The sequence below is a fragment of the Aquirufa antheringensis genome (assembly GCF_004307425.1).
GTDB lineage: Bacteria > Bacteroidota > Bacteroidia > Cytophagales > Spirosomataceae > Aquirufa > Aquirufa antheringensis.
This window is the reverse complement of record NZ_SEWZ01000004.1, coordinates 334,998-348,005: the sequence shown is the minus strand read 5'-3', so window position 1 is coordinate 348,005 and position 13,008 is coordinate 334,998. Positions and strand designations below refer to the sequence as shown.

Annotated in this window: 11 protein-coding genes; 3 read left to right on the top strand and 8 right to left on the bottom strand. The window is 40.0% G+C overall.

The features are described from left to right. Window positions 1-61: 61 nt before the first annotated feature. Window positions 62-742: an NUDIX hydrolase gene (locus tag EWU21_RS10165; RefSeq protein ID WP_130896852.1), complete on the top strand. Its 681-nt coding sequence runs from the start codon at window positions 62-64 to the stop codon at window positions 740-742. Here EWU21_RS10165 and coaD read toward each other — a convergent pair. Continuing rightward, window positions 734-1,192: a pantetheine-phosphate adenylyltransferase gene (gene coaD, locus EWU21_RS10160; protein WP_130896851.1), complete on the bottom strand. Its 459-nt coding sequence runs from the start codon at window positions 1,190-1,192 to the stop codon at window positions 734-736. The two genes, EWU21_RS10165 and coaD, sit on opposite strands and share 9 nt — an antisense overlap. After that, window positions 1,179-1,784: a DUF3822 family protein gene (locus tag EWU21_RS10155; protein ID WP_130896850.1), complete on the bottom strand. Its 606-nt coding sequence runs from the start codon at window positions 1,782-1,784 to the stop codon at window positions 1,179-1,181. The genes coaD and EWU21_RS10155 overlap by 14 nt, the downstream gene beginning before the upstream one ends. Before the next feature lie 87 nt (window positions 1,785-1,871). Here EWU21_RS10155 and EWU21_RS10150 point away from each other — a divergent pair, with 87 nt between their 5' ends. After that, window positions 1,872-3,488, top strand: a complete 1,617-nt coding sequence (locus tag EWU21_RS10150; RefSeq protein WP_130896849.1) for an ABC-F family ATP-binding cassette domain-containing protein — start codon at window positions 1,872-1,874, stop codon at window positions 3,486-3,488. Window positions 3,489-3,539: 51 nt separating this feature from the next. Here EWU21_RS10150 and EWU21_RS10145 read toward each other — a convergent pair whose 3' ends face one another. The 5 genes from EWU21_RS10145 to queA form a co-directional block, all read right to left on the bottom strand. Next, window positions 3,540-5,162 carry an NADP-dependent glyceraldehyde-3-phosphate dehydrogenase gene (locus EWU21_RS10145; RefSeq protein WP_130896848.1) on the bottom strand — a complete coding sequence of 541 codons (1,623 nt, stop codon included), beginning with the start codon at window positions 5,160-5,162 and terminating at the stop codon, window positions 3,540-3,542. Between the two features lie 300 nt (window positions 5,163-5,462). Further along, complete coding sequence (locus tag EWU21_RS10135; protein ID WP_130896846.1) at window positions 5,463-6,644, bottom strand: MFS transporter; 1,182 nt, start codon at window positions 6,642-6,644, stop codon at window positions 5,463-5,465. Beyond that, window positions 6,645-9,020, bottom strand: a complete 2,376-nt coding sequence (locus EWU21_RS10130; RefSeq protein WP_130896845.1) for an efflux RND transporter permease subunit — start codon at window positions 9,018-9,020, stop codon at window positions 6,645-6,647. Window positions 9,021-9,023: 3 nt separating this feature from the next. Beyond that, window positions 9,024-9,689, bottom strand: coding sequence for a 2-C-methyl-D-erythritol 4-phosphate cytidylyltransferase (locus EWU21_RS10125; RefSeq protein WP_130896844.1), 666 nt, complete (start codon window positions 9,687-9,689; stop codon window positions 9,024-9,026). Between the two features lie 20 nt (window positions 9,690-9,709). Next, on the bottom strand, window positions 9,710-10,762 hold the full coding sequence (queA, locus tag EWU21_RS10120) for a tRNA preQ1(34) S-adenosylmethionine ribosyltransferase-isomerase QueA (protein WP_130896843.1): 1,053 nt from the start codon (window positions 10,760-10,762) through the stop codon (window positions 9,710-9,712). Between the two features lie 120 nt (window positions 10,763-10,882). Between queA and EWU21_RS10115 the strand changes: the two genes are divergently transcribed. Then, window positions 10,883-12,172, top strand: coding sequence for a cryptochrome/photolyase family protein (locus EWU21_RS10115; RefSeq protein ID WP_130896842.1), 1,290 nt, complete (start codon window positions 10,883-10,885; stop codon window positions 12,170-12,172). On the opposite strand, the gene EWU21_RS10110 is transcribed toward EWU21_RS10115, so the two are convergent. Next, window positions 12,148-12,939 carry a DUF3108 domain-containing protein gene (locus EWU21_RS10110; RefSeq protein ID WP_130896841.1) on the bottom strand — a complete coding sequence of 264 codons (792 nt, stop codon included), beginning with the start codon at window positions 12,937-12,939 and terminating at the stop codon, window positions 12,148-12,150. The two genes, EWU21_RS10115 and EWU21_RS10110, sit on opposite strands and share 25 nt — an antisense overlap. Between the last annotated feature and the right edge of the window lie 69 nt (window positions 12,940-13,008).

Below are 13,008 nucleotides of genomic sequence, written 5' to 3'. Positions count from 1 at the left end.
ATAATTTATTCAGTTTATCTTTCACTATTTAATTCTATTTTTGCCACACAAAATTGAAAAGATGGTAATTTTTATTGATGATCGACCGATCAGAATTGTGAAGAAGAAGGAGTTGGGAGAAATGCCATCTAAAGAGGATTTTGATTTAGTCCTTGACGCCAGATTATCCCCTTTGAAAGTGGAGAATTTCAGCGGCCATACGTGTATAATCAATGCAAGTGCAGATCAAGTGGAGAAAATTCTACTGAATTTGCATGCTAAGTCGGGTATCCATTTTCATGCTCTATACCTGATTGTGGATGACCGAAAGCTGTTTAAGCAGAAGATTGTCAAAATGTATCAGCTGGTAGAAGCCGCTGGAGGAGTGGTTATTAATCAAAATCAAGATGTTTTATGGATGTATCGTTTGGGTAAATGGGATTTGCCAAAAGGTAAATTAGAAAAGAACGAGAAATTCGAAACGGCCGCCGTTCGTGAAGTAGAAGAAGAATGTAATGTGAAGGCAGCATTAGGCCTTAAAATTTGTACGACCTACCATACCTACACGCACAAGAATAAGCTAGTGTTGAAAAAAACACGCTGGTATGCGATGAAAACAAACTTTACAGGTATACTCATCCCGCAAACAGAGGAAGGAATTGAAAAAGTAGAGTGGTTGAATGAAAAGAAACAAATTCAAGCCTTGACGAATACGTATTCATCCATTCGGCACGTCATCGAGAAATTCAAGAAATTAATCTAAGGTATATGGCAAGTATTGGTCTACTGGACTGCCATAGCGATGTAAATCGCGGATGATAGTGGAACTAATCGGTGCTAAATGAGGGGATGTAATAAGGAAAACAGTCTCTAATTCATTGTGAATATGTCTATTCACCTGAGAAATGGAGTTTTCGTATTCGAAATCTGTCGTATTGCGCAATCCTCTGATGATAAACTTGGCGCCATATTCGTGTGCTACATTCGCAGTCAAGTTTTGATACGTAACAACTGAAACAGGTTTTCCTTCAAAGGTCTTGCGAATGTAATCTTCCATTTTCTCTAGCGGAAAATAGCGCGTTTTGGAAGAGTTTTGGCCTATACCTATAATTACTTCGTCAAATAAAGCCAATGCTCTTAACACAATATCCTCGTGTCCTTTCGTAAAAGGATCAAATGAACCAGGGAAAAATGCTTTTTTAGGATTGGACATAAGGTATTTGATAAAGTGATGCGTCTGCAATTTCTTCTGATTCTGCGACTAATAGAGGAGGATATAAGGTCCAATTTAAGGAAAATGCGTCCCTAATGGATTGCAAATAAAAGGCTAATTCGATGGCCGATTCAAAGCGGAATACATTCGCTAATTGCAATTTGTTTCCTTGGTATAAACTGGCGAAAGCTAATTTGCCCTGAATCAATAGGTTTAACTGCTGATCGTTGTTTAGCAAACATGATGCTAAACTATGAGTATAGCTTATTTTTGCATAGGCAAAATGAGCAGATATATGGTCTTTCCAATCACTAGGAACAAGGAAAATTAATGTAGCGTCTTCCGAAGCAATAGCTTGTTGCTGTATCTCTTTGCCTACTAACGCATTTTCTCCCAAGGCCTTTTCTAAGAATCCTAACCGAAAAGTGGGGGAGTCAAATGTATTCGGAATTAACAGGAAATATTCATTCGCGATTTCAATATGGACCGATGTGATGCGGCTATCCTTTTTCGGGTGAGCGAGTAATTGCTCCCGGAAATTCTCCGCGTTTAGTCGGAGATGTAGGGTTTCTGCCAAATTTGTGGGTTCCATAGTCTCTAATTCGTTTCGAAATTGCAAAAAAAATATGATAATCGGTGCCAAAATTAGTAATTTTGCACCCTATTTAATCCAGCTCCTATGTTGCAAGTATCTAATGTGTCCCTTCGTTTTGGGAAAAGAGTCCTTTTTGAAGAAGTTAATATCAAATTTACCGAAGGTAACTGTTACGGATTAATCGGTGCTAATGGCGCAGGAAAGTCCACCTTTTTGAAAATTTTATCAGGCGAAATTGAATCGCAAACCGGTTCCATTTCGATGAATCCTGGTGAACGTATGTCGATTTTGAAGCAAAATCACTTCGAATACGAGGAGGTAGAGGTATTGCAAACGGTGATTATGGGTAATAAACGCCTGTATGACATCATGTTAGAGAAGGATGCCATTTACTTAAAAGAAGACTTTACAGAGGCAGATGGCAATAAAGCAGCGGATTTAGAAGCAGAATTTGCGGAATTAAACGGGTGGGAAGCAGAATCAGAAGCGGGTTCTTTACTGAGTGGTTTAGGGATCGCAGCAGATTTGCATTACACTTTATTGAAGGACTTGAATGGATCAGATAAAGTGAAAGTCCTTTTGGCTCAAGCCTTATTTGGAAATCCTGATATTCTTCTTTTAGATGAACCTACGAATAACTTGGACATCGACTCCATCTTATGGTTAGAAGGTTATTTGATGAACTTTAAAAACACGGTGATTGTGGTTTCTCACGATCGTCATTTCTTAGATAATGTGTGTACGCACATTGCTGACTTAGATTTTGGCAAAATTCAACTATATGGTGGTACCTATACCTTCTGGTACGAGTCCTCTCAATTAGCGGCTCGTCAACGTACGGATCAGAATAAAAAGACCGACGAAAAACGGAAGGAATTAGAAGAGTTTATTCGTCGTTTCTCTGCTAACGTAGCGAAATCAAAACAAGCGACTTCTCGTCAAAAAATGTTAGATAAATTACAAGTGGAAGACATCAAGCCTTCGTCTCGTAAATACCCTTTCATTAATTTTAAACCTGAAAGAGAGGCGGGAGATCAGTTGTTAAGCGTTGAGAATTTGTCGGCTACGACAGAAGATGGAACTCCTTTATTCACGAATTTATCTTTTACGATCAATAAAGGAGATAAAGTGGCCTTGTTAGCGAAAGATTCTTTAGCGATTACAGCCTTGTTAGATATTCTGGCAGGTGAAAACACGAAATTTACGGGTGAGTACAAATGGGGCGTCACTACTACCCAGACTTATTTACCGAATGATAATGCGAAATATTTCCAAGATGATTCCATGAATCTAGTCGATTGGTTACGTCAATATTCCGTAGAGAAAGACGAAAGTTTCATTCGTGGTTTCTTAGGTCGTATGTTATTCTCAGGAGATGAGGCATTGAAAAAATGTACCGTCATCTCAGGAGGGGAAAAACAACGTTGTATGTTCTCCCGTATGATGTTATCAGGTGCGAACGTGCTTTTATTTGATGAGCCTACGAATCACTTGGACTTAGAATCCATTACCGCATTGAATAATGGTATGATTGAATTCCCTGGAACGATGTTGTTTACTTGCCATGATCATCAATTGACTGATACGGTGGCGAATCGCGTGATAGAAATCGGCTCGAAAGGTCATTTAGATAAATTAATGACCTACGATGAGTTCATCACCGATCCCACGGTGAAAGCTCAAAGAGCCGCACTTAAATAATAAAAAAGGCCAGCACGAAAGCGCTGGCCTTTTTTTATAAAACTGATTTTATCACAAAATAAATCTAGTCGATAAGAAGTTCGATTGTTGGTTCTCTACAATCGCATTCACGATATCTTTGTTCGATTGAGTTGCTTTAGTAGCGACAACTGTACGAATGGAGAATGAACGCAAGGCAGCTGTTACCGACAATGTACCTTCTGCAGAATCCTTACGGCCTGTGAAAGGGAAGGAGTCTGGTCCGCGTTGACATTGAGCGTTAATGTTCACACGTGAAACTTGGTTCACTGTCGCATCGATTAATTCCGAAATTTGGTTGACGTCTGTCCCGAAAATCGCCACTTGCTGTCCGTGAGACGACTCATGGATATAATCGATTGGCTCATCTAAGCTTTCGAATGGAACTACGGGTACCACTGGTCCAAATTGCTCTTCATGCCAAACCTTCATCTTACTGTTTACTGGATACAACAACGCAGGGAAGAAGATGGATTTGAAGTTCTCTCCTCCATGTTCGTTCAATACTTTAGCACCGTGTAGCTTCGCATCTTCAATCAATTCAGTTAAATAAGCTGGCTTGTTCGGTTCAGGAAGTGGGGTAATTTGAACGCCTGGTTCCCACATCATGCCTAATTTAAGCGTTTCAATTTTCTTTGCTAAGCCCTCGTTGAATTTATCCGCAAGTGATTTGTGTACGAAGATAATTTTTACCGCCGTACAACGTTGTCCGTTGAAAGAAAGAGATCCTAAAAGGCACTCATTAATAGCCGAATCTAAGTCAGCACTTTCCGTTACGATAGCTGCATTCTTAGCATCTAAGCCTAAAATGGCACGTAAACGGTTTACTTTCGGGTGCATTTTCTTTAATTTATCCGCTACTTTTGATGAACCAATTAAAGTTAATACATCGATTTTGCCTGATTCCATTAATTGAGGAATGATCGAATTCCCACGTCCGTATAACGTGTTAATCACGCCTGCAGGGAAAGAATCTTTGAACGCCTCTAATAAAGGGTAGTGTAATAAAGTACCGTGTTTCGGTGGTTTGAATAAGACGATATTTCCCATGATCAAAGCTGGGATAAGCGTTGTAAAGGTTTCATTCAACGGATAGTTAAATGGTCCCATACAAAGTACCACGCCTAATGGTGAACGTCTTACTTGACCGATAATACCTTCTTCTATTAAGAAAGTAGATGAAGTACGATCGATATCTTTCAATGCCCCGATGGTATCGTAAATATATTGAACGGTACGGTCAAATTCTTTTTGAGAGTCACCTAGTGATTTACCGATTTCCCACATTAATAATTTAACGACCTCGTCGCGCTTTTGAATCATCTTCTGAGTGAACTTCTCCACACATTCGATGCGTTGCGCTACTGTCATGGATGGCCATTCGCCACGTCCATTGGAATAAGCTTTTACGCCAGCGTACAACACTTCCATCGCATCTGCTGCATCCGTGATAGGATAGGAGCCGATTCGTTTTTGCTCAAAACCTTTGTCTGTTTTAACGTAGATGGGTGACCAAACGTCTTGCGTTTTGCCTTTCCATTGCCGCATTTCTCCATTGACTAAATACTCTTTTTGTTCAATGGGTTGTGTTAAATCGTATGCTGCAGGGATTTCTTCCGCGGAGGGGAAGAGACTTTGTAAATTGTTTTCGGGCATCGTCCTTGTTATTAATTTTTACAAATTTCCGGAATTAGGACATTTCAATTAATTGACTGAATCAATTATTTAAAAAGTACCATGTTTTTCCGGTTATTTACTATTATAAAGACGGCGAACGTTCAATATTACTCCTTTTTTACAGGATATTTTCTTCGGATTTTATTGATAATGAACTTGTTTTGTTCGGTGAAGCTAGCAGGATGCAGTAACGCGAAGGCCGTAGACCAGCTAGAAAAAAGCACTGGCTCTGCCGCTAAAAAAGTGCTGGAGCAGATATTTTTTTGAGTTAGGTATTCGCTAAATCCCATACGTCCAATTTCGTTTTTTAGTCCACAATAAGATAAACGCCAGTAAAGATAATAAAGCGGCAAGTAAAAAAGGTATGGGAATTTGGCTCGCTACCCCTTGGTAAATTTCACCTGAAACATAGGCACCTATGCCTATTCCTGCCTCTAATGCGATGTACATAGTTGCCATGGCACGTCCCATGTGGTTTTTATCGCCTAGGTCATTGGTCCAAGCAGCTAACGTAGGAGTGTTAACTCCCCAAGCCATTCCATAGATGATGGCTGAGACTATTAATAAGTAGGAATTAGCTGAAAATACGAGTAAACACATCGAAAGGCTCAACATGAAGCAGCCAAAAATCAACACGGGAATACGTCCGTACTGATCAGAAGCTTTGGAAAAAAAGAAGCGAATGAGAATCGAGGAAATCGTGTAAATGGTAAAATACAAGCCCTTATTTGTCCAGCCCACTAGCTTGGAGGTGTCCGGGATTAAGGTAATCATAGCACCCGCTGAAAACGAAACGAATAACATAACCCAAAAAACGGGAACTACTTTGGGTTCAAAAACGTCTTTCCAGCCAATGCGGAAAAGAGAAAAGCTAAAACGTGATTTCATCGCTTTAGGCAGAGTCTCCTTCATTCGACTTAAAATAACGATAGAAGCTAAAGCGAAAATAGAGGAGATGTAAAACATTTGGTCCAAACCGTAATGAGCAGCTAAAAAACTGCCTATCGCCGGTCCAATAGACATGCCTGTAGCGGTGAAGATACCGAGACTGCCTTGTGCTTCTCCTCTTCGATCCTCAGGAATAACATCTGCCACGTAGGCGGCTGTGGCCGTAGGTTTCGTCCCTGTAGACATTCCATGAATGAAGCGTAGAAATAAAAAGCCCTGAACCGTATGAAGCATTGGATAAAGTCCTCCACAAATAAAGCAAACGAGAGATCCGAAGGCCATGATGGGAATGCGGCCAATGTGATCCGTTAATTTTCCAGAGAAGGGACGCGAAAAACCCGCTGCGAGTGTGAATAATGCGATGGTATAACCAATATACTCTTTGCCTCCTAAACTCGCTAAATAATCGGGTAATTCTGGAATAATCATCGAAAAGCTAGCTGAAAACAAAAAGTTACTCAGGCAAAGCAAAAAAAACGGTAAGGTATATAAAGACGGTTTTGCGGCTACCATTTACAGGTCTTCTTCTAAAATGGTGGCTATTTCTTTCTTATTCAGACCTAACAGGAAGGCTGGCAATAGAATCAAGTTGCAAATCATCGCCATCAGAAGCGTTACCGAAACTAAAATCCCCAAGGCTTGTGTCCCTTTAAAGGTAGAGGCAGTAAAAATGAAGAAGCCAAAGAATAAAATCATCGCCGTATAAAACATCGAAACCCCGGTTTTTAGGATGGTGGTTTGTACTGCTTTTTGTACATTTTGATTGTTTTTAGCCCATTCTTCTTTGTAGCGCGTTAAGAAATAAATCGTGCCATCACTCGATATTCCGAAGGCAATAGAGAAGATTAATATGGTGCTAGGCTTTAAGGCAATGCCAAAATACCCCATCAGACCGGCCGTAATAATCAGTGGAATTAAACTAGGTAGCGTAGAGATTAACACCATTTTCCAAGAGCGGAACAAGAGTGCCATCAAGATACAAATCAAAATGATCGCTGTAATCGTACTTTCGATTAGGTTCACTTGCAGGTACGCTGTTTGGAACGCATAGATGACCGAATTACCTGTCACATTTGCTTGATAACCCCGTTTATCCCCTGCAGGTAGTAGTTCGCCTGTTTCGATATCCGTTCTAAAGATACTGTCGATTTTAGGTTGAATTTCATCAAATAATTGCTGCGTTCGAACCGTTCCAGCATCCTGCATTTGAAAACTAATACGTGTGAAGCGTTTGTCTTTATCAATGAACCCGGCAAAAAGGTTGTTGTTTTTACCATCTAGGCTCGATTGAAAGTCCTTTAGCTTCGCTAATTCATCGATTCCCGGTAAGGTAAAGTATTTCGGATCGCCGCCTCGATATACTTGGTAAAGGTATTTCGTAGCGGTTAAAATAGAAAGACCCTGCGTGAACTCGGGGTACTTTGCTAGCAATTTTTCGGTTCGTTTGATTTTGGCCAAAAGTTCCGGCGTCAATGCTCTCCCTTTTTCAAACGCATCGATATTCACCTCAAATGGCATCACGCCCTTAAAGCGATCTTCTACAAACTTTAGATCGGTATAGATGGCATTATCTCGAGGCAAATCATCCACGATGTAACCCACGGCTTGAATCTTGCTTAAACCATAGAAAGAAATAATCAATATAATCGAAATGAAGCCATAGATGAATTGGCGATGATGAAGTACCCAAACATCCACTCGATTCAAGAATTTATTCACTCTCACTGACTCAAAATGCGCTAAATCTTTCTGCTTTGGAGGAGCTAAAAAACTAAAGAAAATAGGAATCAATACTAGCGAAACAAAGAAAGTGATCATCACATTTAACGCGGCCACAATCCCAAACTCGACTAACAAAGCGGAACCCGTAAAGGCAAAAACCCCAAATCCGATAGATGTGGTCAAATTAGCTAAGAACAACGTTCTTCCTACTTTCGACGCACTTTCGATTAAGGATTCTTCCTTGCTTTTACCTGATAAATAGGTCTCGTGGTACTTATTCAATAGGAAAATCACATTCGGAATTCCGATTACCACAATAAGTGGAGGAATTAAACCAGATAATAGGGTGATCTTAAATCCGAAGAAGACAATGGTGGCTAAAGAAGCCACAATGCCCACAAGGACCACGATATTCGCAAAGAAAACCACTTGGAATGAGCGGAAGAAGAACAATAAGATTAATGAAGTCACCAAGATAGCTAAACCCAAGAACAGGCTTAATTCCTTTGTTACCTGCGACGTATATTCGGTGCGTATGAATGGCATACCTGTCATATGCACCGAATGCTTCATTTTCGCTTGGTATTGTTCCCCTAATGCTTTTATATTTTTAACTAATACAATACGTCCTTTGTCATTGATGACCTTTTGGTCTAGAGTGATCAACAATAAATGCGTCTTCAAATCTTCTGTGTAAAGGAAGTTTTTGTAGATAGGTAATTGGTCTAATTTGGATTTAAAGGCTGCTAAATTGCTTTCATTAAGCACCAAAGTACTATCTAACAAGGGGCGCGTTTTGAATTTCTTCTCTACTGAGTCAATGTATAATTCAGGTAAAGTCGCTAGGGAAAGTACATTCTTAATACCCGCTTGCTTTTTGACCGCATTACTTAAATCTCGCCAAGCCTGAAATTCTGCGGGGCTAAAAATGGAAGGATTTTCGACGGCAATGACCATCACCGCACCATCCTCACCGTATTTCTTTTTAAAACCTTCGTAGAGTTGAAAACGCTCATCTGAAGCAGGAAGGATTTTCGCTAATTCGTAGCTAAGTTGAATTTGACTTGCCTTAAATCCTAACCCAATGGTTAGTAGCAAGATGAATCCTAATAAGGGAAATTTATAGTGTAGGATGCTTTTACCAATCCAATTCCAAGCGTTTTTCATAAATTATTTCAGTAAGACCTCCGCTATGACCAAATCCTCCGGCGTGGTGATTTTGATATTTTTATAAGATCCTTCTACTAGGTTAATGGGTATTCCTAAAGCTTCTACTACACGTGCATCATCCGTGAAATCTGCTGAGTAATCTTGTTTAAAGGCCTCTTTGAGGTCTTTGACGGAGAAGATTTGGGGTGTCTGAATTAAACGAATTGATTCGCGATTCAAGTGTTCGAAACATCCTTTTTCATCGGAATAGGACCGAACAGAATCTTTCGAAGCCACGGCTAACACAGCATTTCCTTTTTCTGCTGCCATTTGAAAACTTGCCTGAATTAACTCAGGATCAATTAAGGGTCTCACTCCATCGTGAATGGCCACCATTCCGTCCTCTGATAAGGTCTGAATCGCCTGTTGGCTACTTTGGAAGCGGGAATTACCACCAGCGACTAAACGATGTGGAATAGAAGGTAATTCAGCTATTAGCGTTTCCCAATAAGTAAACTGATCAACTGGTAATACCAGAATTATTTCTGTAGAAGCATCGGCCTTGTAAAAAGCCGCAAGGGTATGATATAAAACGGGTTTGCCTTGCAAAAGCAAAAATTGTTTAGGGACCGCGCTTTGCATACGCTGACCGGAACCCCCTGCGACAATTATGGCATATTTTTTCAAAGCAAACCCGATTAATTCAATTAGATGATTAACATGACGTCACCATACGAGAAGAAACGGTATTTCTCTTTGATGGCTTGCTTGTAAGCTTCTGTGATTAATTCATGTCCACCAAAGGCCGAAGCCATCATTAATAAGATGGATTCCGGTAAGTGGAAATTAGTTAATAGGGCAGTTGGGATTTTGAATTCGTAGGGAGGGAAGATGAATTTATCTGTCCAGCTATTGATAGGCTTTAAATGGCCACTCGCCGAAACAGAAGACTCTAATGCCTTCATTACCGTTGTTCCTACCGCTAATACTTGTTTTTTATTGTCGATTGCTTCATTTACAAATTTGCAAGTCGAATCGTCGATCATAAAGTGTTCTGAATCCGTTTTGTGTTTGGTCAAATCCTCTACATCCACTTGACGGAAAGTACCTAATCCTACGTGCAAAGTAATAGGAGTGAACTGAGCACCATTTAATTCCATACGCTTCATCACAATCTTGGAAAAGTGTAAACCTGCGGTAGGAGCTGCCACTGCACCTACGTGCTCGGCATAAATGGTTTGAAAACGATCGCGATCATCCTCTGTCGCGGCTCTTTTGAAACGAATTTCATCTGGAAGTGGAGTCTCACCTAATTCGTGGATCGCTTGCATTAACGCATCGTGATCACCATCATATAAGAAACGAATCGTACGTCCACGAGAAGTTGTATTATCAATAACCTCAGCCACTAGGTCAGAATCACCGAAATACAATTTATTTCCGACACGAATTTTACGTGCTGGATCTACTAACACGTCCCAAAGACGGTGTTCTCTGTTTAATTCTCTTAATAAAAAGACCTCGATTTGAGCTCCTGTTTTCTCCTTGTTACCGTATAAACGAGCAGGGAAAACTTTTGTATTATTCGTGACTAAGACATCACCTTCGCCAAAATAGTCAATGATATCCGTGAATTTCTTATGTTCAATCGTCTTATTCTTGCGATTAACCACCATCATGCGCGCATCTTCGCGATTTTCGGTAGGGTTAAGGGCTATTAAGTTTTGGGGTAAATCAAATCTGAATTCAGATAATTTCATTCTCAGCGGGTTTGAATTTTTATAATCTACAAATATACCATATTGAAGGGGGGCTTGTCAAGGTAAATTTTTGAAACAATCTAGAATCTGCGTAGTTTAGCCCTTTAAGATACATAGAGGATGAAAAAAGTTTCCATATTTTGGTTTAGACGCGATTTAAGAATAGAGGACAATCATGGATTATTCCAAGCCTTGTCTACTTCAGAACCGGTACTTCCTCTCTTTATTTTTGATACGAACATCTTGGATCGTCTTCCCTCTAAAAAGGATGGGCGAGTGGAGTTTATTCACCAAGCGATCACCCTATTGAATGAAGCTATAGGTGGTCATCTTTGTGTGAAACACGGTAATCCTCTGGCTATTTTTAAAGATTTGATGACTAAGTGGGATATTGTTCGTATTTACACAAACCATGATTATGAACGCTATGGCCTTGATCGGGATGTGTCAATTAGTGAACTAGCCCAGGAAAAAGGCATAGAGTTTCGGTCGTTCAAAGATCAAGTTGTATTTGAGAAGGATGAAGTTTTATCAGGTGCGGGTACTCCCTACACTGTTTTTACGCCTTATTCGCGTAAATGGAAAGCTTTATTAGCTGAGACTTCACTGCCTAACTTTCCTTCCTCGGAAAGTACAAATTATGTCAGCGATACGTTTACTCTACCTTCTTTAGCTGACATTGGTTTTCAGTCTTCCGGTCTACTTTTCCCTCAGGCTAGTGTGGCGGATGAGTTGATTAGAGCCTATGCTCAGGACCGTGATTTTCCTGCCAAACCAGGTACATCTAGACTCTCGGTGCATCTGCGTTTTGGAACACTTTCGATTCGTTCTTTAGTTCGTCAAGCGATAGGGAAGTCAGAAGTGTGGTTAAATGAATTGATTTGGCGTGATTTTTACTTTAACATTCTACACCATTTTCCTCATATTTCAGAAAAACATTCGTTTCGTAAGGAATATAATCGCATGAATTGGCGCAATAACGAGGAGGAGTTTAAAGCTTGGTGTGAAGGGAAAACGGGTTATCCAATTGTAGACGCTGGGATGCGTGAATTGAATGCTACCGGTTTTATGCATAATCGAGTGAGAATGATTGTAGCTAGCTTTTTAGTGAAGCACTTGTTGATTGATTGGCGTTGGGGCGAGGCTTACTTTGCAGAGAAGTTGTTAGACTTCGATTTTGCGGCCAATAATGGGGGGTGGCAATGGGCCTCAGGTTCCGGTTGTGATGCCGCACCTTATTTTCGCGTTTTCAATCCTACCTTACAGACACAGAAATTCGATCAATCTTTGGCCTACATTAAAAAATGGGTACCTGAATTGCAAGAGTTGAGCTATCCGGCGCCTATTGTTAATCACGAATTGGCAAGAGCCAGAGTATTAGCCGCCTACAAAGAGGCTTTAGGGAAATAGATTTTCTTTCCTAGAATGGTGTAATCGATTAAGTCGATGGTTAAAAATCCAATTTTTAAATTTACCTGTACTTTTAAAGGTACTTGATATGCGTCATCACTAATCCAAAGTCGAATAGCATCTTCCTCCTTGAAAAGGTTGTTTTTAGGTAATAAGATATTCGTTTTGATGCTAGCTCTCTTTCCTGATTCCGTCTCAATGGTCTCTTTAGCTCTTACCACTAAAACTAATTCATAGATTTTACTGTCCACTAATACCTGTGCTGACCATCTAGAACCTGGTTTTTTGTCAGACACGGGTTTACTTCGTAAGAAATAATAAGCCGAAATAAGGTCTAATAGATCTTTAGGTCCGGATATCGTACTGGTCACCGGTTTATTTTGTGGAGAGGTGATTTTAGCAAAACCTTTGTCCATTTGATATAGGACGGTTTCTTGCTTTCGGTATCTTCCTTCTCGTTTACGCATTTCAGTCTTTAGGGGAAATAGACTCTCGGTGTCTAGTTGAGCTGACCAATAATCGCGCAAAGGACTAAATAATTCAAGTACCCCCGTTGTTTTGCCTTCAATTTCTACTTTTCGAACCGTTTGATGCCCAATTGTACTTATTTCAGGGCTACTTTTAATCGTTGCTTCAGCGGCATTAATGAACCCTAGATGAATGCGGTATTGTAGATTTTCTCCTGCGATCAATGCCTTATTTTCTTGAGCGGAAAGGCTCCAGAAAGTACATAAGAATAGAAAAATAACAAGAGTCTGATTTTTCATGCCAAAGCACAATTTATTATCAATTGTTTGTATAAAAAATTAGAGGCAATTTTCTATTTTTGTATAGGT